Raw genomic sequence first — 18,206 nt, forward strand, 5'->3', positions numbered from 1 at the left:
CAAGAGGAATCGTACCGAGCCGGGGGGCCTCGACGCGAAAGGGATACCGGGGCGCCTACTCCTCGTCCCCCGTGCACGCCTCCTCGAAGAAGTCGACGTTCTCGTGGAGCGACTTCATCAGCCGGTCGCGCTCGGCCTCGTCGACCTGGACGGGGGCCACCTGCGAGGCGCCGGTGAGCCTCCGGAAGCCGCCCCTGTTCTCCAGCCTGCCGTCCACGCGGAGCGGGAGTCCGACCAGGTGGGCGTGGCCGGCGATCCGGTAGGCCTCCTCGTCGAGCTCGATCCGCACGTGCGCGACCTCCGCCCCCGCCAGGACCCGCAGCCGTACGACGCCGGAGCCCCGGGGCCCCGAGCGGCGCAGCCGGACGACGGCACCCGTGATCCGCACGGCGACGGCGGGTTCGTCCTGGAGGAAGCGCGCTCCGGCCAGGCGGAGGGCGGGCAGGTCCCCGGGCGAGAACTCGACCGGTTCGGGACCGGCCGGGCAGCCCGGTGGGGCGCCGGCGGCGGGAGCCCAGGCCAAGGTGATCCTGGTGCCCTCCGCTCCCCGGACGAGGGCGACGACCGCCTCGGTGAGTTCCCGGCTGACGCCGGCCGCGACCGCGGCGTCGAACGCCTCCATCCCGCCGGTGGCGCGCTGGTAGTCCACGGCCTCCCGGGCCGCGTGGAGCGCCGCGTAGAGCTGTATGGCCACGGCGCGGCCCGAGGTCACGGGGACGAACGCGGTGAGGGCCCGGCCGTCGGCCGCCGGTCCGACGAGGGTGCCGTCCAGGGCGCTCCGGGCCTTCCTCAGGTGGCGGGCACCGTGGTAGCCGGCCCGGCCGCGCACGGCGAGGGCTCCGGCGAGCAGGATCTGCCGGGCAGCCGTCCGCAGCTGGTCCGCGCCGGTCCAGTCGGCGGCCCCCGTGGCTCCCGCGGCTCCTTCGGGGACGTCGCGCCACCAGTGGATCTCGTCGCTGGGCACGGTGAGGGCGACGAGGATGTCGCGGGCGGAGGGGGCGGCGCTGCGGCTGAGCGCGGTGAGGGCCTCGGCGAGCAGGTCCTCGCTGTCGGGGAAGGCGGTGGTGTCCGGCACGAGCAGGCTGGTGCCGGTGGTGGCGGGGCCCGGCGGGATCCAGCGGCTGTAGCGCCCCTGCGCGCCTCCGCGCCGGTGCCAGCCGTGCCGCCGGAGCAGCGTTCCGAGGACGGCGGGGTCGACGCGTGCGGGGTCGGGCGTCCGGCCGGGATCAGGCCCGTCGGCGTACGGGTGTGCGCGGCTGCCCGCCGGGACCGTTCCTCCGGTGGGTTCGTCCGTCGACCGGTGCATCAGGGTCTCCCTCCCGCCCCGACCCGGGCCATGATGTCGCAGAGCGCGCGGTCGTCGAAGATCCGCGAGGTCGGGATGCGTACGGTGGTCCGGTTGCGGCCCGTCACGGGGTGGCCGGCCAGGTTCGTCCAGTAGCAGCAGTGCCGCAGGTCCAGGCCGTCGTGTCCGGCCCGCAGCCAGTCGTCCTGGCTGCGGGGCACGAGCATCACGACCAGGATCTTGTGCACCGACACGGGGGTGCGCGCGAGCTTCACCAGATGGGCGTTGTCGAGGGTGAAGGAGAACGCGGCTCCGGGCGGGTGCGGGGGGATCTGGTAGGTGCACTTGAGCTGCACCTTGATGGTCACCTCGTCGTCGACGGTGTGGTCGGGGGCACCGTGGCTGACGTGCCAGTCGATGCCGTTGTCGGGGAAGGGCTGCGAGAGCGAGCAGCCCGCCGCGGCCGCCACCGCGTGGAGGTAGCCCACCTGGAGGGTCTCCATGCAGGCGGTGGTGGCGAGTGTGCCGCGCAGCGGTGAGGTGCTCCGCTGCTGCGGCGGCTTTCCCCCGTGGTCCTCGGTGCGGGCGGGACTCCCTGGGTTCGGCTGCGCGAGCGCCATGGCTCCGTGCCTTCCGGGCTGTGCCGACCGGTTGCCCGGTCTCCGCTGGCGGGCTGGTCAACTTCCTTGCCCGTCACTTCTGTTGTCACCGCAGGAGCCGGGCCGTAAACGGCGTATCAGGCATACGGTGCGGGTATCACCGAACCGGGCAGAGGAATCCCGTCATCTGCCGCGCAGGCGCGAGGAGTTCGGGGATGATGCACTGGTTCGAGGGGCCGCTGGCGGCTTTTGACACCGAGACGACAGGCGTGGACGTCGAGGAGGACCGGATCGTTTCGGCCGCCCTCGTCGTCCAGGACACGGCGGGCGGACGGCTCCGCGTCACCCGCTGGCTGGTCAATCCGGGGGTTCCGGTGCCGCCCGGCGCCACCGAGATCCACGGTCTGACCGATGACCACCTGCAGCGCAACGGCCGGTGGCCCGCACCGGTCGTCGAGGAGATAGCCCGGGCGCTGGCGGAGCAGTGCGCGACGGGACGGCCGCTGGTCGTGATGAACGCGCCGTTCGACCTGACCCTGCTGGACCGGGAGCTGAGGCGCCACCGGGCGTCGTCGCTGGCCGGCTATCTGCGGAACAAGCCGCTGTGCGTGCTGGATCCGCGGGTGCTGGACAAACACCTGGACCGCTACCGCAAGGGCCGCCGCACGCTGACGGACCTGTGCGAGCTGTACGGCGTGACGCTGGACGGCGCGCACGACGCGGCGGCCGACGCGGCGGCCTCGCTCGAGCTGGTGCGGGCCGTGGGCCGGCGGTTCTCCGCCCGGCTGGAGCGGCTGTCGCCGGCGGAGGTGCACTCCCTGCAGGCGGTGTGGCACGCGGCTCAGGCCCGTGGGCTGCAGGCGTGGTTCGAGAAGAACGGCGCGCCGGAGGCGGTGGACCCGGCGTGGCCGTTGCGTCCGGAGCTGCCCGCGGCCGCCTGATCCGGTCCGGGGTACGCGAAAGCCGGTCCGTCGGTGGTGCTGACGGACCGGCTTTCCCCGGGTGGGCGATACTGGGTTCGAACCAGTGACCTCTTCGGTGTGAACGAAGCGCTCTCCCACTGAGCTAATCGCCCGGGAACGGGTTGAACCATACAGGGCGCGACGCCCTGGGTTCAAACTCCTACTCAGTGGCGGAACTGAGTATCCGAGCCCATGCCCGCGGCTGTGGCGGCCGCCACACTCCCGTACATGAGACATGTGCCGCCGCCCGCCGAGGAATTGGCCCTCCTCGATCACGAACTGTCCCGGCTGGACGCCCGCCGGCTCCAGCTGCTGAGCCGTCGCGCGTGGCTGGTGAGCGTGCTGCACGCACCGGCCGCTCCCCGGCCGTTTCCGGCGCCCGCCGCCTCACGGCCGTTCCCGGGGCCGGTCCCCCGTCCGCCGGCCCCGACCGCGCCCGCGCACGGCACGCAGAACGTGCTGCTGGTCCTGGGTGGTCTGCTGCTGACGGTCGCGGCGGTCGCGTTCACCCTGTTCAGCTGGGGCGAGATGGGCATCGCGGGGCGTTCGGCGGTGCTGGCGGCGGTGACGGCGGGCGCGCTGGTGGCGCCCGCCCCGCTGCTGGGCCGGCGGCTGCCCTCGACGGCGGAGGCGGTGGCCGTCCTGGCCCTGGTGCTGACGGTGCTGGACGCGGTCGCGCTGCACGCGGTGGCGGCGCCGGAGTCGGACGGGCTCGTGTTCTCGGCGGTCGCGTCGGCGGTGCTGGCGGCGGTGTGGACCCTGTACGGGCTGCTGCTCGGCCCGCTGCGCACGCCGTTGCCCGCGGCCGTGGTGGCGGGACAACTGCCGCTGGTGTTCACCGCGTGGGCGGCGGGGGCGTCGGCGACCGGCTTCGGCTGGGCCCTCCTCGTGACGGCCGCCGCGGATGTCACGGTGGCGCTGTGGGGGCGGGGAACCGGCGTACGGGTCACGGCCTGCGTCGGGGCGTCGCTGACGCTGCTGCTCTCGCTGGCACTGGGCCTGGGACTGTCCGTGTCGGCGGCCGGCGTGCCGGGGGCTCTGGGCCCGGCGGCGCTGCTGCTGGCCGGGGCGGCCGTGGCGGTGTCCGGGGCATGGCGCGCGCCCAAGGAGCTCGCGGTGCTCGGGGGTGTCGTGGCGGGCCTCGCGGCGGTCGCGGCGGTGGGTGGTGTGCCGGGTGCGGCGCTGCCCTGGCACTGGGCGGTCGTGGCGTACCTGGTGTGCGGTGCGGCCCTGTCCGTGGTGCTGCGGTTCCGGGTTCCCCGGCCGGTCGTGGGTGGCGTCCTCGCGGCGTCGGCGTCGGTGGTGGCGGCCTCCGTGCTCTGGGCCGCGCCCGTGGTGGCGGCGGCGCTGCTCGCGCCGGTGATGTGGACGGCGGACGTGTGGTCCGGAGCGCCGGACGGCTTCCGCGCCGCGCTGGGGCACGCGGTTCCGTGGTCGGGGTCGGCCTCGGCACCGGTGGTGCTCGTGGTGGCGGCGGTGCTGTCGGCCGCCCTCCACCTCAGGTGGCCGCGGTCGCTTCCGGAGAAGGGGTGGCGCGTCGCCGCCGCGGCCGGCGGGGCCGTTCTGGCCTGGGGCGCGGTCCCGGCCCTGCTGGCGGTGGCCGATGCGCCGTACGCGGTGGCGGTGGGTGTGGAACTGCTCCTGGTCGGAGCGGTGCTGGGCTTCGCGGTACGCCGTCCGGCCGGTGCGGTCGCGGTGACCTGCCTGGTGTGCGCGCTGGTGGGGGCCGTGAGCGTGAGCCTGCTCGGGCTGGCCGCCGAGCCCGCGACGTACGTGGTCCTCGGGGTGCTGCTGGTGCTGTTGGCCGGCTCGGCGGCCGGATCCCGGGTCCCCGCGGTCAGGTCGGTGCTCGCCTGTGCCGCGGTGCTCTGCGCGCTCGGCGTCGCGGGTGCCACGGGGGCGTCGCTGGGGTGGAGCGCCCCGCACACGGCCCCGCTGGTGCTGGTGGTGACGGCGGTGACGGTGCTGCTCGGGGCCCGGCTGCGGACGCCCGCGGTGGCGGTACCGGTGGAACTCGCGGGGGCGTTCGCCGCGGTGGTCGCCGTCTGCCTCGCGGTGACGGACGCACCGTTCCTGGCACTGGTGCTCGGGCTGTGCGGGGTGCTGGCCGCGGCGACGGCGCTGCGGCCGGAGCGCCGTCGGGTGGCGGGGTGTCCGGCGGCGGGGCTGTTCGTGGCGGCGGCCTGGGTGCGGCTGGCGGCCTCCGGGGTGACGGACCCCGAGGCGTACACGCTGCCCGTGTCCCTGGCCGCGTTCGTGGTGGGCTACCTGCGCCGCCGCCGGGATCCGGCCGCGTCCTCGTGGGTGGCGTACGGTCCCGCCCTGTCGATGACGATGGTGCCGAGCCTGGTGGTGGCGTGGGCCGATCCGCACTGGCTGCGGCCCCTTCTGCTGGGGATCGCGGCGCTGGTGGTCACGCTGGCCGGTGCCCGCCTGCGTCTGCGGGCGCCGCTGGTGCTGGGCGGTTCGGTCCTGGCGCTGGACGGGCTGCACGAGCTCGCCCCGCACGTGGTGCAGGTCTTCGACGCGCTCCCCCGCTGGGCGCCCCCGGCGCTCGCCGGGCTGCTGCTGCTCGCGGTCGGTGCGACGTACGAACAGCGGCTGCGCGACGCGCGCCGGGTGCGGGAGAGCTTCGGCCGGATGCGGTGACCCCCCGGTGCCGGCCCTCGGGCCGGCACCGGGGGCCGGCTGTCAGGCCGGCATCCGGTCACCGATGAGCGCGAGGTTCTCGATGGCGGCGAGGCCGTAGAGGGCGGTGTCGTTGGTGTAGACCCAGTTCGCCTCGGTGCCGGGGACGGTGGTGACGGGTCCGGTCACCTTCTCGGTCTTCCACGGGGCGGACTCCTTGTACCCGTCGCTGTTGTAGAACTTCTCCCAGGCGCGGGCGGCGAGCTTCTCGTCGCCCGTCCGGACCGCGGCGTAGGCGTCGAGCCGTGAGTGGCCCTGGAAGAGGATGAGGCTGCCGAAGTTGGTCCCGTACCGCTCCGCCTGCTCGGTCTTGGTCGCGTTGAAGTACCGGCAGTAGTCGAGGTAGGACTCCTCGAACGCCGGCACGTCGGCGCCCACGAGGTCGATGAGCTCGGCGCACAGCTCGTTGAGGCCGAAGACCGCCGAGAGGTGCGAGACGCTCACGACGGGTTCGTCGGCGACGGCGAACTTCCCGGTGTCCAGGTCGTACAGGCCGCTGCCCTGGACGAACCCGTTGGGCTGGGCGGCGATCGTCTCCATCGTGCCGAGGACGCGCGCCTTGGCCTTCTCGGCCTGCGGGCCGCCGCGCTCCCACTCGGTGAGCCAGGCGGAGACCAGTCCGCTCCAGTCGGTGCCGAAGCCGACGGAGAGCGCGTGCCGGTCGGGGGTGTAGGGCTCGGTGCGGATCTTGCGGAGCGGGTCGAGGGCGAGGAACGTCTCGTCGGAGTCGACGTTGGCGCGCATCAGGTCGCCGACGCGTTCGTCGGCGGTGAGGAAGTAGTAGAAGCGCCGGTAGGTGGTGTTGGCGATGCGCTGCTGCTTGGCGCTGTCGGCGTAGTGCTGGATGCCGTGGCGGGTACCGAGGCCGGCCCACTCGCCGAGGTGGTAGACGTCGACCTCGCCGGTGTGCCGGGTCATGGCCTCGGCGAAGCGGAAGATGTCGGCACGGCCGGACCGCAGGTAGGCGTACCAGAGCCAGAGGTCGGGCGAGAGCTCCGAGTTGTCCCAGGCGTAGCCGCCGACGTCGTAGCGCCATTGGTGGCGGGCGGGGTCGTAGGAGTGCATGACGTCGCCGTAGTCCCAGAAGCCGTACCAGCGCCTCATGTCGACCTGGTCCTTGTAGTACGTGAACAGGAAGTCGAGGTGGTCCTCGATCCTCGCCTTCGCGGGGGTCGAGCGGTCGACCGCGGAGAACAGTCCGCCGAAGACCTTCGCGGCCATCAGCTGGGACGGCGGCGCGACCAGCTGCGGGAGGGTGCGGACCGCTTCGGTCTGCTGGGCCAGCGCGGTGGCGCCGGGGGTGGAGTCGTGGGCCCAGAAGACGAGTTCGCTCGTGCGGGCGATGCCGTAGGGGGTGCCGAAGCCGGGCTCGTAGTCCTCGTAGGTGATGTTGAGGCCTTCGAGCTGCTCCGCGTACGTGTCCTGGCCGAGGCCGTCGTGGTAGAAGCGCAGGTCCATCGGCTCGGCCTCGGGCGACCAGAGCCAGACGGTGACCTCCGCGGCGTCGGTGTGGGCGTCCCGGATGTCGAGCTGGGCGGGGAACTTCTCCCAGAAGTCGCGCAGCCCGAAGGCGAGTCCGCCGCTCGCCCCTCCGACGTAGCCGAAGCCCGAGGCGCGCCGGCCGCCGCCGGCCGCGATCCACCCGTGGCCCTTCTTGGTGCGCTTGCGCAGGGAGAAACCGTCGGCGGAGAGCTGGCTGAGGGTGTAGTCGCCCCAGGTGGGGATGAGGTGGAGGCGGCTGGTGACGCGCTGGTCCCAGGTGGCCGGGTCCGGGAGCTTCGTCCCCTCGAACTGGGCCGCCTGGACGGCGGCGCCGGGGTCGCGGCGCAGGCCGGTGATGCCCTTGACGGCCTCCCGGAGCATGCCGGTGTCCTCGCCGCCGATGCGGATGTGCCGGTCGTACGCCTCGTCCCGCATGGGGACGGTGAAGCGGACCCCGAGGCCGCGGATGAAGTCGCCGCTCGCCTTCCCGGGCTCCTGCGTGCCGTCGAAGGTGATGGTGTGCACCATGCGGAACGACTCGGCGCCCGCGTAGAAGTAGAGCCGGACGGAGAACGGCAGCCAGGAGCGCTTCCCCCGGCGGTGCTTGCCCTCCACGCGGACGACGGCGCGGACCGGTCCGCTCTGTTCGACCTCGGCGGTGGTGACGGCGCTCTCGAACCGTTCGTACGTCTCACGCCCCTGGTCGCCGTCCTCGATCTCCCCCTGGCGGATCAGGACGAGCCTGCCGTCCTTGGCGATCTCGGTGGAGCCGCGGGTGAGGGAGGTGATGAGCGAGGAGCCGCTCTTCCCGATCCTCGCGGTGACGACGCCGGTGGAGACGCTGATGGTGCCACCGGTGTTCTTCACGGTGACCTTGTGGGCGGGTGCGGCCGGCGTCCCCGGCGCGAGGACGAACTTCCTGGCGCCCGCGGCGTCCGGGCCGACGGCGTGCGCGGTCCACTTGGCGGAGCCGTCCGGCCAGGTGGCGGTGGTCCACGACTGCACGGGGACGTCCTTGCCGTCCTCCGTGGACAGCGCGAACGTCTGGTCCTTCGCGTACTGCCCCTTCGGCCAGGGCACACCCACCGTGGAGCCGGGGGCGGCGCCGAGGCCGCCGGACTCGAGCCAGGTCAGGGAGACCGGCTCGGCGGTCCTCTCCTCGCCCGTGGCGGCCGAGGCGGGCGTGGTGCCGAGGGACCAGCTGAGCTGTGTGGCCGCGCCGGCCGCTGCCGCGGCCTTCAGGAGCGTTCTGCGGGGCATCCTGGACATGGGTGTGCCTCTCTCCGTGCGGATGGTCGGAACAGGGGGACGGACGGGGGACGTTCAGCGCGAGAGTTCGCGCTGCCGTACGGCGGTGGCCGCGGCGGCGACGGCCCCGAGGACGGGGACTGCCAGCGGCAGCACCAGCGCGCCGGACAGGACGACGACGGCCATCCCGCAGACGAGGAGCAGGGATCCGGCGGGGTCGGTGACCGTCCTGCGGCCGGATGCGGCCAGGAGGGCGGGCCAGCGGGCTCCCGGCTCCCAGCAGGAGGCGGCGCGTACCACGGCGACGAGGAAGCCGATCATGGCGAGGATGCCTACGGCTCCCACGAGCGGGCCGCCGGGCAGCCCCGCCCGGACGGCCGCCAGGTCGAGCCCCAGCAGGGCCGCGGCGGCCCACACGGCCGCACCGACGAGCCATCCGCCGCGAGCCGCCGTCCGGGCGTCGGCCACGAATTCGCGCAGGCCGCCGTGCTCACCGGTGAGGTAGCGGCGCAGGTGCCGGGTCCCCGCGGCGAAGGCCGCGGGGAACGTGAACAGCGGCAGCGCGGCGACGGCGATCCACACGCCGACGAGCAGGCATTCGGAGAACAGGGCGAAGCGGTCCATGACGCGCGGCCGCCCGGCCGGGGTGCGGGTCCTGGTCGCCATGGCGCGTCAGCCCTTCAGCCCGGAGGTGGCCATGCCGTCGATCAGGTAGCGCTGGAAGGCCACGAAGAAGGCCAGCACCGGGAGCAGGGCCACGAGGGACATGGCGATCATGCCGCCGTAGTCCGCCACCGCGTCCTGGTCGATGAACATCTTCAGCCCCATGGACACGGTGTACTTGTCCGGCTCGTTGAGGTAGAGCAGCGGGCCCATGAAGTCGTTCCAGGCGTTGATGAAGGTGAAGATCGCGCTGGTGACGAGCGCCGGCCGGCAGAGCGGCATGACGATCGACCAGTAGGTCCGCAGGTGCCCGCAGCCGTCCAGCCGCGCCGCCTCGTCGAGCTCCTTGGGCAGGCCGCGCATGAACTGCACCATCAGGAAGACGAAGAAGGCGTCCGTGGCCAGGTACTTGCCGATCAGCAGCGGGGTGAAGGTGTTGATCAGCTCCAGCTTCTGGAACAGGACGTACTGCGGAATGATCAGCACGTGGTAAGGCAGCAGCAGGGTGCCGATCATGACGGCGAACATGGCGTTGCGGCCGGCGAACCGCACCTTCGCGAAGGCGTAGGCGGTCAGTGAGCAGGACAGCACGACGCCGATCACGGAACCGACGGCTATGTACGCGGAGTTCAGGAAGAACGTGGAGATGGGGATGTCGGCGATGCCCTCGGTGAGCCGGGTGTAGTTGTCACCGATGGGGTCGGCCGGGAACAGGTCCAGGGCGCCGATGATCTCGGAGCTGGGCTTGAACGACGCCCCGATCGTCCACACCACCGGGTACAGGACCACGGCGAGGACGACGAGTGCGCCGAGGTGCCAGGCGAGCGCGCCGGGTCCCCGGCGCCGTACGGCTGCTGACAGGAGACTCATCGGCCGCCCTCCTCGTAGTGCACCCAGCGCTTCTGGGACCAGAACAGCACGGCGGTGACCAGGCCGACCGCGACCAGCAGCAGCCATCCCATGGCGGATGCGAAGCCCATGCGGCTGTTCACGAAGCCCTGTTCGTACAGGTAACAGGTGTAGACGAGCGTCGCGTCGGCCGGTCCGCAGCTGCCGTTGCTGACGATGTAGGCCGATCCGAAGATCTGGAAGGAGTGGATGGTCTCCAGCAGGACGTTGAAGAACAGCACCGGCGAGATCATCGGCAGGGTGATGTGGAAGAACCTGCGCCAGGGCCCGGCTCCGTCCACCTCGGCCGCCTCGTACAGCTCACGCGGGACCTGCTTGAGGCCGGCCAGGAAGATGACCATCGGCGCGCCGAACTGCCAGACGGTGAGGGCGATCAGCGCGTAGATGATCATCGCGGGGTCGCCGATCCAGCCGCCGGCCTCGACGCCGAACACCTTCTGCGTACGGTCCACGAGCGCGTCGTCCGAGAACAGCGCACGCCAGACGATGGCCGCCGAGACGCTCGCGCCGATCAGCGACGGGGCGTAGAAGGCCGCCCGGTAGAACGACTGGCCCCACCGCTTCTGGGCGAGCAGCATGGCGACGGCGAGCGCGGCGGCCAGCTTGACCGGGGTGCCGATCAGCACGTACCAGGAGGTGACCTTCACCGACTGGCGCCAGCGGGGATCGGCGAACATGTCGGTGAAGTTCTGCAGGCCGATCCAGCGGGGCGCTTCGAACAGGTTGTACTCGGTGAACGACAGGTACAGCGAGAAGACCATCGGCCCGGCGATCAGGAACAGGAAGCCCGCGATCCAGGGCGACATGAACAGATAGCCGGCCAGGTTCTCGCGGCGGTCCGGCCGCTCGGCGGCGGGCGGCGCGTTTCCTCCGGGACCGTTCCTCTTGGCGACGGAACGGTCGTCCCCGGGGGCGAGCACGCCCGGGGAGGTGTGGATGTGAGTCACCAGGGTCCTCTCAGTTCGAGGCGAGGGCGGTCTTCGCCTCGGAGAAGAACTGCTTCACGGCGTCCTTCGGCGAGGCCTTGCCCAGGGACAGGTCGGCACCGATGCGCAGGAAGGCCGCCTCGATGACGTCGGCGCCGGCCGGGTGCGGGGTGATGGGTTCCAGGACGCCGGCGTCCGCGATGGCGGTCTCGTACGCTCCGATCGCCTTGCTGGGGGCGTCGGAGGGCTCGTAGGCCTCGAACTGGGCGGTGGTGGCGGGCACTCCGCGGTCGTAGCCCATGATCCGGGCCACCTCGGGGTCGTGGGTCATGAAGCTGATGAAGGTCGCCACCTCGGCGGGGTGCTTGGTGCGGGCCGTGCCGCTGAGCATCAGCGAGCCCAGGTACTGGCCGGTCTTCTTGCCGTCGGTGCTGGGGATCGGCGCGAGGCCGTAGCTGCTCCCGCCCTCGGCGCTGTAGCGGACCGAGAAGTTGTCCCAGGTGAACTCGCCGGCGGACAGGCCCTTGGCGGTCGCCGAGGCGGGCTTGATCTGTTCCACCTTGCCGGGGTCGGCGTAGAGCCCGGACTTGACCCGCCCGAGCGCCTCGGTCCAGTAGGGCAGCAGCTCGGCCTCGCCGAAGCCCATGCCGTCCTCGGTGAAGAAGGCCTTGCCGTTCTGGCGGAGTATCAGGTCGTAGAGGTACATCACGCCGTGCGGCCCGGCGTCACCGGCGATCTTCTGGCCGCGCTTGATCTTCTCCAGACCGGCCAGCCAGTCGTCCCAGGTCCAGCCGATCTCGGGCGCGATGCCCGCCTTCTCGTACACCTTCTCGTCGATGACCAGGGCCATCGAGTTGCTGCCGACCGGGACGCCGAGCAGCTTGCCGTCGATCTCCGCGAACTTCTCCAGCCCGGAGCGGAATCCGCCGAGGTCGAGGTTGCCCTTCTCCGCCTGGGGCGTGAGGTCGAGGAGGACGTTCTTCGCCTCGTACTTGCGCAGGAACGTCACGGCGTTCTGGATGACGTCCGGGGGGTTGCCACCGGCCGCCTGGGTGTTGAACTTCTTCCAGAAGTCCGGGTACTGCTGGAAGTCCGTCTTCACCTTGATCTTCGGGTGCTTCTTCTCGAAGAGGGCGACGCAGCTCTGGACCTTCTTGGCCCGGTCGTCCGCGCCCCACCACGAGTGCCGGATGGTGACCGGACCGCCGGAGCCGCTGCCGCCCGAGCCGCAGCCCGCGGCGGTCAGCCCGAGACCGGCTGCCGAGAGGCCTGCCAGCTTCAGCAGCTGACGCCTGTCCATGCCGTTGTTCCGAGACATAGCTCGCCCCCACCGTTCGCATTGAATCGTTTTAGAAAGCGCTTGCTGGGTCAAAGTAGGGAGCCGCACCGGGCACGTCAACGGTTAGGGCGAAATTTCGACGGTGTGACGACCGACCGAACAAGCGGAGCCGCGCGACGACCGGCCGGAGCGGCGGAGGCGGGGCGGAGTGAGGCGCGGAGGGCGACCGGCCGGAGAGTCGGCGGACGGCGACGGGCGCACACGGATACGCCGATGGCCCGGAAGCTTCTCAGAAGCTTCCGGGCCATCGGTCCGGGGTGGGCGATACTGGGTTCGAACCAGTGACCCCTTCGGTGTGAACGAAGTGCTCTCCCACTGAGCTAATCGCCCCGGCGCACCGCAAACATTACCCCATGTCAGCGGCGCCTCCGGACCATCACCTGGCCACCGGGCCACCGGCTCGCGTCACTGCTCGATCTTCCACGGCATCACGACGCCGAACTTCCAGACGTAGATCCCGACCAGCACCGCGATGATCACCAGCCCCACCGCGGTGAGGATGATGTTGCGCCGCCGGACCTTGGGGTCGAGAGCGCGCTGGGCGGCCTCCGTGACCTTGCGCCGGGTCCAGCGCAGGACGAGCTGCGCCCAGACGAACTCGGTCGCCCAGATCGCCATGCCGCCGAAGATCACCAGCCATCCGGGGCCGGGCAGCGGCAGCATCACGACGCCCGCCCCGACCACGGCGAGGCCGACGAGGAAGATCCCCACCTGCCAGCTCAGATGCAGCACCCTCGACCCACGGATGAATCCGGGTGCGCGTGAACCCAGCTCCCGCTCCGTCGTGGCCTCGTCCCCCGCAGCGGGCCGGGAGGTCACCGTCGCGGCGACCTCTTCCCGCTCGTCACTCTCCGCGTTCATGAATCCCAACCTACCGGAACGGCGATCGTCACCGGAATGGACGCATGACCCAAAGTTACACACCGCTGGACGAGCGACCTGAAGCATCACAAATAGGTCAGAGGGGTTTACAACGCCACCGTAGGTGGCATGTCGATTTCGCCGACGTGCGAATCCCCGAGCGCACACTGAGCGAAAGGCCCTGGCGCTTATGAACACCACGGTCAGCTGCGAGCTGCACCTGCGCCTCGTTGTGTCGAGCGAGTCCTCACTGCCTGTACCCGCGGGCCTGCGGTATGACACGGCCGATCCCTATGCCGTGCACGCCACCTTCCACACCGGAGCGGAGGAGACGGTCGAATGGGTTTTCGCCCGTGACCTCCTTGCCGAGGGGCTGCACCGGCCCACCGGCACCGGAGACGTCCGCGTCTGGCCATCTCGAAGTCACGGCCAAGGCGTCGTCTGCATCGCACTGAGCTCCCCGGAGGGCGAAGCCCTGCTGGAAGCGCCGGCGAGGGCCCTGGAGTCGTTCCTGAAGAGGACCGACGCCGCGGTTCCGCCCGGCACCGAGCATCGTCACTTCGACCTCGATACGGAGCTCTCACACATCCTGGCCGAGAGCTGAGCCAGGCAGAGAGCTGCGGGACGCCGTCCGACTCGGGGAGACGGCGTCGCGCGGACAACCTCATAGGGCAGACACCGGCGCCGTCGCCGCGGAACCCACCGCGGCGGCGGCGCCGGGGCGCGCGGCGGCCGGTCAGGCACGCACCACCCGCACCATGCGCCTCGCCCGCACCCCCGAGCCGCCTGCGGAGCCATCAGGAGGCACCACAGGCTCCGCCGGGGCCGCCCGGCCGGGAAAAGGGGGCGGGAGCCTCCCGTAAGCCCGCACCGGGCCCTGAGTGGCGTCGCCGAGCCAGTAGAGTCAGCCGCCATCGGCGGACGCCCGTCCGCCGGAGGCCAGGGAGCGAAGCGTGCTGATCCCACACGACACCCGGATCGCCCTCGAAACGGTGGTCGATCTGGTGAACACCGCACCGGAGGAAGGCGCGGGCGACGGACTCGCGGAGCTCACCGCGCTCTACGCCTTCGCGGAGCGCCACCACATCAGTGGCGTCGGAACGCTCGGCGAGAAGGACCTGCGCGCCGTGCACGACGTCCGGAGCAGGTTCGCCGAGATATTCGCGGCGCCCGACGCCCGTACCGCCGCCGATCTCGTGAACACCCTGGTGGCCGCCGCCGGCACCACCCCGCAGCTGACCGACCACGACGGCTACGACTGGCACGTCCACTACTTCGCCCCCGACGCCTCGATCGCCGACCACCTCGGGGCCGACTGCGGCATGGCCCTGGCCTTCATCGTGGTGGCGGGCGAGCAGGAGCGGCTGCGGCGCTGCGAGGCACCGGACTGCCGGGACGCCTTCGTCGACCTGTCGCGCAACCGCTCCCGCCGCTACTGCTCGAGCCGCACCTGCGGCAACCGGCTCCACGTCGCCGCCTACCGGGCCCGGCGCCGGGACGCGGCGCGCTGACCGTGCGCACGCGAACCGGGCGGAGGGCGGCCCTGCGGTGCGGGGGGCTTCCGGGTACGACGGCCGCTCACAGGAGGAAGAGATCGTGCAGCGCGGCCATCAGCAGCAGGCCGCCGACCACCGTCAGGAAGATCATCAACGGCGGCTGGGAAAGCGCGAAGAGGCAGCCACGCGGCTCTTCGGCAGGGGATGCGGGGGCCTCGCCCCGGTATGTGTCCACCATCTCGTAGTGATCATGACGCAGAGCGGACCCTGTTGGCGATCAACGGAGCCTTTCCCAGGGCCGGTTCACCCTCACCGGGACAGTCGGATTCGCTCCCCCGTCCGAACACCCCGCAGGCGTTCGCCCCGGGCGCCTGCCGCCGGACCATGGCCCGGCGGCCTCCGGGTCAGCGTGGGGCGGCGCTGGAGGCCCGTACGACGAGTTCCGGCTGGAGGACGACGCTCCGGTGCCGGTGGCTGCCGTCCCCGTCGTCGGCCTCCTCCAGGAGGAGCTCCGCCGCCATCCTGCCCATCACCACGGCGGGCTGCCGGACCGAGGTGAGGGGAACGGCGGCGGCCGCCGCGAATTCGATGTCGTCGTAACCGACGATGGCCACGTCCTGCGGCACCCGCACGCCTGCGGCGTACAGCGACTGCAGGACACCGAGGGCCAGCAGGTCGTTGGCGCAGAACACGGCGGTCGGCCTGGGCACGAGCCCGAGCAGCCGGGCTCCGGCGTCGCGGCCCGCGGCCACGTCCAGGCGGTCGGAGGGGATCTCGACGAGCGCCTCGGGGCCGAGCCCGGCCTCGGCGAGCGCGGCGAGGGCACCCTCGCGGCGGTCCCTGATCTGGTGGAGATCGCCGGGGCCGCTCACATAGGCGACGGAGCGGTGGCCGGCGGAGACGAGGTGCCCGACAGCGAGCATGCCACCGCGCACGTCGTCCACGGAGACGGCGCAGGTGTCGGTGGTCGCCGCCACCCGGTCGACCAGCACGTACGGGATCCGGTGGCGCGCGAAGGCCTCGAGGTTGCCGCCGGTGGCGTCCGCCGGGGTCACCAGCACCCCGCAGACCCGCTGCTCGGCGAAGAGCCCGAGGTATTCGGCCTCCTCCTCCTGGCTCTGACCGGTGTTGCACACCATCACGCCGAGCCCGGCGTCGCGGGCGGCACGCTCGGCGCCACGGGCGATGTCGACGAAGAACGGGTTGCCCATGTCCAGCACCAGCAGGGCCATGATGCGGCTGCGGCCCGCCCTGAGCTGCCTGGCGGACTCACTGCGTACGTATCCGAGCTCCTCGATCGCCGCCAGCACACGGGCCCGGGTGTCGGGAAGCACCGCCTCGGGACGGTTGATCACATTGGAGACCGTGCCCACCGAGACTCCGGCCTGCCGGGCCACGTCCTTGATCCCTGCCACACGCCCCACTCGTCCTGCCCCACTGATGCGTTCGGCCCGCCGCGCGCCGGCGCCGGGTCCTGGTCCATGGACGGACGTCCGGCGTGGTCCGTCGCGCCGTCGCCCGGACCGCGCCCGCCGGATTGAATTGTTTCAATCCGTTCGGGACGCTAACCGCATTCACGGGATACCGTCAAGATCGGAGCGACGCGACCCGAATATACCGAGGCGCGGGACGTCCGCGAGCGCTTCCACGCCCCGGCCTCGACGTGAATCGATTCACACCCTACGGCCCACTGCGGGGCGTAGGGACGGACGCGGGCGCCCCGTCAGAGCCCGTGCTTCTTCAGGATCGCCTCGATGTCGCTGAAGTCGTCACCCGGCTCGGCCGCCTGCCGCGGCTTCCTCCCGGATCCGTCCCGCGTCCTCGGCGCCGTCGCCCCGGCACCGGAGGTGAGGGAGGACGAGGAGGCCGCCGGTGCCACGGCGGCACCCTTCTCCGCGGCCCGCGCGGCCCTGCGCTCCTTGCGGGTGGTGCCGCTGCGGCGCTCGACGGCGCGCGTGGTCATGAAGAGCAGCCAGGCCACGGCCAGCAGGCCGAAGCCGAGCCAGACGCTCGGCTTGAAGGCGATGTCCGACACCCACTCGACGACGCCGGTCATCACCAGGCCGACCGGCACCAGCGCGTAGGCGGCGATCCGGGTCGCCGTGAGGAACCGCTTCCGGTACGCGGTGATCGCGGCGATGCCCAGACCGGCAGCCGACACCGCGGAACAGATGGTCTCGGCAAGCATCGGGGCCTCCAGCGGTCGGGATACGTCCCTTCCATCCTGCACCGGTCACCCTCACAGGGGCCACGGTCCGGAACCACATCAGGGACATTTCAGGGCCGGCGTCCTCCCCAGGTGCCGATTGGGAAGCGCGGGTCCGGCCTGGAAGACTGGCCGCATGAGCGATTCCCCCTCCTCGGCGCCGGTCGTCCTCGACCTCTGGTGCGAGCTCGAGTGCCCCGACTGCCACCGGGCCCTGTCCGACGTCCACGCCCTGCGCGCCCGCTACGGCGACCGGCTGGAGGTGCGGCTGCGCCACTTCCCGCTCGACAAGCACAAGCACGCGTACGCCGCGGCGCAGGCCGCCGAGGAGTCCCTCGTCCAGGGCGAGGGCTGGCCGTACATCGAGGCCGTGCTGGCCCGCACCGCCGACCTCGCCCGCGCGGGCGAGCCACTGCTGCTCGAAGTGGCGGGCGAACTGGGCCTGGACGCCGAGGAGTTCGACACGGCCCTCATCGACGGCCGGCACATGCTGATCGTGGACGCGGACCAGGCCGAGGGGAAGGCGATCGGTGTCACCGGGACGCCGACCTATGTGATCGGCGACGAGCGGCTGGACGGCGGGAAGAGCCAGGACGGGCTGCGCGAGCGCATCGAGGAGATCGCCGACCGCCTGCTCGCCGGCCAGGGCTGACCAGGGGCGTCCCGGCCGGCTAGAGCGGCTTGGCCAGGTTGTACTGCGTGATCTCGTAACCGAGCGACTCGTACAGCCTCAGCGCGGGCGTGTTGGTCGTGAAGACGTGCAGACCGAGCTCGCCGAGGCCCGCGTCGAGGGTGACGTCCTCCGCGAGGTGCATCAGCGCCCGGCCGTAGCCGCGCCCCCGGTGCTCCTCGCGCACCTCTACATCGAACACGTAACCGAGGTCGTCGCCGTCCGTCCTCTCGCGTCGGGCCACCCAGACGTAGCCGACGACGACTCCGTCGTGGACGAGGACGTGGAAGTACATGCCGGGGGTGGCGAGGCCGTCCGGCAGGTTCGTGGCGTGGTCGCTCTCGGACTTGCGCCGGGCCTGCTCCTCCGGGACGCCGCGCTCCACCCACTCCTGTGTGTACGTCCCGACGCTGGTGGCCGCCCACGCGGCGTACTCCTGCTCCGTCATGGGGCGCCCGGTGACTCCCGCGGGGAGCGCGGGGGCGGTCCTCCGGAGGGTCTTCACCATGTTGCGGCTGCGCTCGGTGTAGCCGAGCACGGTCGCCAGGGACCGGGCGGCCTCGTTGCCCACCGGGGCCACCAGGCGGACCTGGGTGCACCCCCAGCCGCGCAGCACCTCCTCGGCGGCGAGCGCGGCGATGGTCCCGCGGCCGCGCCTGCGGTGGGGCTCCTCGATGCCGAGCGAGTGGAGTATGCCCGCCGAGGGGCCGAACGCCGGGTCGGTGGAGACGGAGACGGCTCCCACGGGCCGCCCGTTGTCGCACACGTCGTACGTGCGTTCCCTTACGCCGTCGGCGCCTTGCTGGACCGGCCCGGCCGGCCGGATGGTCGTGGTCATCAGGGTGTTCTATCCGCTGGACGGCGGGCCGTCA

The 18,206-nt window shown here is 72.0% G+C and carries 17 protein-coding genes and 2 tRNA genes; 5 read left to right on the plus strand and 14 right to left on the minus strand.

Annotation, left to right across the window (positions count from 1 at the left end):
• Window positions 1–55: 55 nt before the first annotated feature.
• Both OG488_RS06475 and OG488_RS06480 read right to left on the minus strand, forming a co-directional pair.
• Window positions 56–1,306: a hypothetical protein gene (locus OG488_RS06475; RefSeq protein WP_329226759.1), complete on the minus strand. Its 1,251-nt coding sequence runs from the start codon at window positions 1,304–1,306 to the stop codon at window positions 56–58.
• Entirely contained in the window at window positions 1,306–1,905 is a 600-nt protein-coding gene (locus OG488_RS06480) for a DUF4365 domain-containing protein (RefSeq protein ID WP_329226761.1), read from the minus strand. The genes OG488_RS06475 and OG488_RS06480 overlap by 1 nt, the downstream gene beginning before the upstream one ends.
• Before the next feature lie 194 nt (window positions 1,906–2,099).
• Here OG488_RS06480 and OG488_RS06485 point away from each other — a divergent pair, with 194 nt between their 5' ends.
• Complete coding sequence (locus OG488_RS06485) at window positions 2,100–2,825, plus strand: 3'-5' exonuclease (RefSeq protein ID WP_329226762.1); 726 nt, start codon at window positions 2,100–2,102, stop codon at window positions 2,823–2,825.
• 62 nt (window positions 2,826–2,887) lie between these two features.
• Here the strand turns inward: OG488_RS06485 and OG488_RS06490 are convergent.
• Window positions 2,888–2,959, minus strand: a tRNA-Val gene (locus OG488_RS06490).
• A 115-nt stretch (window positions 2,960–3,074) separates the two neighbouring features.
• Between OG488_RS06490 and OG488_RS06495 the strand changes: the two genes are divergently transcribed.
• A complete protein-coding gene (locus OG488_RS06495; RefSeq protein ID WP_329226764.1) occupies window positions 3,075–5,495 on the plus strand; it encodes an SCO7613 C-terminal domain-containing membrane protein in 2,421 nt (806 codons plus the stop codon).
• 42 nt (window positions 5,496–5,537) lie between these two features.
• Here OG488_RS06495 and OG488_RS06500 read toward each other — a convergent pair whose 3' ends face one another.
• From OG488_RS06500 to OG488_RS06530, 7 genes are all read right to left on the minus strand, one after another.
• A complete protein-coding gene (locus OG488_RS06500) occupies window positions 5,538–8,285 on the minus strand; it encodes an exo-rhamnogalacturonan lyase family protein (protein ID WP_329226766.1) in 2,748 nt (915 codons plus the stop codon).
• A 54-nt stretch (window positions 8,286–8,339) separates the two neighbouring features.
• Entirely contained in the window at window positions 8,340–8,930 is a 591-nt protein-coding gene (locus OG488_RS06505) for a hypothetical protein (RefSeq protein ID WP_329226768.1), read from the minus strand.
• A gap of 6 nt (window positions 8,931–8,936) precedes the next feature.
• Window positions 8,937–9,797, minus strand: coding sequence for a carbohydrate ABC transporter permease (locus OG488_RS06510; RefSeq protein ID WP_329226769.1), 861 nt, complete (start codon window positions 9,795–9,797; stop codon window positions 8,937–8,939).
• Entirely contained in the window at window positions 9,794–10,783 is a 990-nt protein-coding gene (locus OG488_RS06515; protein WP_405696161.1) for a carbohydrate ABC transporter permease, read from the minus strand. Before OG488_RS06515 ends, OG488_RS06510 begins: the two co-directional genes overlap by 4 nt.
• A 10-nt stretch (window positions 10,784–10,793) precedes the next feature.
• Complete coding sequence (locus OG488_RS06520; protein ID WP_329226770.1) at window positions 10,794–12,080, minus strand: ABC transporter substrate-binding protein; 1,287 nt, start codon at window positions 12,078–12,080, stop codon at window positions 10,794–10,796.
• A 279-nt stretch (window positions 12,081–12,359) separates the two neighbouring features.
• Window positions 12,360–12,431 (minus strand) — tRNA-Val (locus OG488_RS06525).
• Window positions 12,432–12,506: 75 nt separating this feature from the next.
• A complete protein-coding gene (locus tag OG488_RS06530; RefSeq protein WP_329226772.1) occupies window positions 12,507–12,962 on the minus strand; it encodes a TIGR02611 family protein in 456 nt (151 codons plus the stop codon).
• A gap of 190 nt (window positions 12,963–13,152) precedes the next feature.
• Here OG488_RS06530 and OG488_RS06535 point away from each other — a divergent pair, with 190 nt between their 5' ends.
• Complete coding sequence (locus OG488_RS06535) at window positions 13,153–13,566, plus strand: SsgA family sporulation/cell division regulator (RefSeq protein WP_003959770.1); 414 nt, start codon at window positions 13,153–13,155, stop codon at window positions 13,564–13,566.
• 349 nt (window positions 13,567–13,915) lie between these two features.
• Window positions 13,916–14,473: a CGNR zinc finger domain-containing protein gene (locus tag OG488_RS06540; protein ID WP_329226774.1), complete on the plus strand. Its 558-nt coding sequence runs from the start codon at window positions 13,916–13,918 to the stop codon at window positions 14,471–14,473.
• A gap of 67 nt (window positions 14,474–14,540) precedes the next feature.
• On the opposite strand, the gene OG488_RS06545 is transcribed toward OG488_RS06540, so the two are convergent.
• The 3 genes from OG488_RS06545 to OG488_RS06555 all read right to left on the minus strand — a co-directional run bounded on the left by OG488_RS06545 (window position 14,541) and on the right by OG488_RS06555 (window position 16,646).
• Window positions 14,541–14,696, minus strand: coding sequence for a hypothetical protein (locus tag OG488_RS06545; protein ID WP_329226776.1), 156 nt, complete (start codon window positions 14,694–14,696; stop codon window positions 14,541–14,543).
• Window positions 14,697–14,862: 166 nt separating this feature from the next.
• Window positions 14,863–15,882, minus strand: coding sequence for a LacI family DNA-binding transcriptional regulator (locus OG488_RS06550; RefSeq protein ID WP_329226778.1), 1,020 nt, complete (start codon window positions 15,880–15,882; stop codon window positions 14,863–14,865).
• Window positions 15,883–16,181: 299 nt separating this feature from the next.
• On the minus strand, window positions 16,182–16,646 hold the full coding sequence (locus tag OG488_RS06555; RefSeq protein WP_329226780.1) for a hypothetical protein: 465 nt from the start codon (window positions 16,644–16,646) through the stop codon (window positions 16,182–16,184).
• Window positions 16,647–16,800: 154 nt separating this feature from the next.
• On the opposite strand from OG488_RS06555, the gene OG488_RS06560 reads away from it, so the two are divergent.
• Complete coding sequence (locus OG488_RS06560) at window positions 16,801–17,316, plus strand: DsbA family protein (protein WP_329226781.1); 516 nt, start codon at window positions 16,801–16,803, stop codon at window positions 17,314–17,316.
• A 19-nt stretch (window positions 17,317–17,335) separates the two neighbouring features.
• Here the strand turns inward: OG488_RS06560 and OG488_RS06565 are convergent, their stop codons facing one another.
• The gene (locus tag OG488_RS06565; RefSeq protein ID WP_329226783.1) at window positions 17,336–18,172 is read right to left on the minus strand and encodes a GNAT family N-acetyltransferase; all 837 of its coding nucleotides are present in this window, start codon (window positions 18,170–18,172) and stop codon (window positions 17,336–17,338) included.
• Between the last annotated feature and the right edge of the window lie 34 nt (window positions 18,173–18,206).

It is taken from the genome of Streptomyces sp. NBC_01460, assembly GCF_036227405.1.
Taxonomy (GTDB): domain Bacteria; phylum Actinomycetota; class Actinomycetes; order Streptomycetales; family Streptomycetaceae; genus Streptomyces.

What these genes read in the sequence shown, in the direction of transcription:
- OG488_RS06475 (WP_329226759.1), bottom strand. Translation starts at nt 1,306, where the DNA reads ATGCACCGGTCGACGGACGAACCCACCGGAGGAACGGTCCCGGCGGGC.
- OG488_RS06480 (WP_329226761.1), bottom strand. Translation starts at nt 1,905, where the DNA reads ATGGCGCTCGCGCAGCCGAACCCAGGGAGTCCCGCCCGCACCGAGGAC.
- OG488_RS06485 (WP_329226762.1), top strand. Translation starts at nt 2,100, where the DNA reads ATGATGCACTGGTTCGAGGGGCCGCTGGCGGCTTTTGACACCGAGACG.
- OG488_RS06495 (WP_329226764.1), top strand. Translation starts at nt 3,075, where the DNA reads ATGAGACATGTGCCGCCGCCCGCCGAGGAATTGGCCCTCCTCGATCAC.
- OG488_RS06500 (WP_329226766.1), bottom strand. Translation starts at nt 8,285, where the DNA reads ATGTCCAGGATGCCCCGCAGAACGCTCCTGAAGGCCGCGGCAGCGGCC.
- OG488_RS06505 (WP_329226768.1), bottom strand. Translation starts at nt 8,930, where the DNA reads ATGGCGACCAGGACCCGCACCCCGGCCGGGCGGCCGCGCGTCATGGAC.
- OG488_RS06510 (WP_329226769.1), bottom strand. Translation starts at nt 9,797, where the DNA reads ATGAGTCTCCTGTCAGCAGCCGTACGGCGCCGGGGACCCGGCGCGCTC.
- OG488_RS06520 (WP_329226770.1), bottom strand. Translation starts at nt 12,080, where the DNA reads ATGTCTCGGAACAACGGCATGGACAGGCGTCAGCTGCTGAAGCTGGCA.
- OG488_RS06530 (WP_329226772.1), bottom strand. Translation starts at nt 12,962, where the DNA reads ATGAACGCGGAGAGTGACGAGCGGGAAGAGGTCGCCGCGACGGTGACC.
- OG488_RS06535 (WP_003959770.1), top strand. Translation starts at nt 13,153, where the DNA reads ATGAACACCACGGTCAGCTGCGAGCTGCACCTGCGCCTCGTTGTGTCG.
- OG488_RS06545 (WP_329226776.1), bottom strand. Translation starts at nt 14,696, where the DNA reads ATGGTGGACACATACCGGGGCGAGGCCCCCGCATCCCCTGCCGAAGAG.
- OG488_RS06555 (WP_329226780.1), bottom strand. Translation starts at nt 16,646, where the DNA reads ATGCTTGCCGAGACCATCTGTTCCGCGGTGTCGGCTGCCGGTCTGGGC.
- OG488_RS06560 (WP_329226781.1), top strand. Translation starts at nt 16,801, where the DNA reads ATGAGCGATTCCCCCTCCTCGGCGCCGGTCGTCCTCGACCTCTGGTGC.
- OG488_RS06565 (WP_329226783.1), bottom strand. Translation starts at nt 18,172, where the DNA reads ATGACCACGACCATCCGGCCGGCCGGGCCGGTCCAGCAAGGCGCCGAC.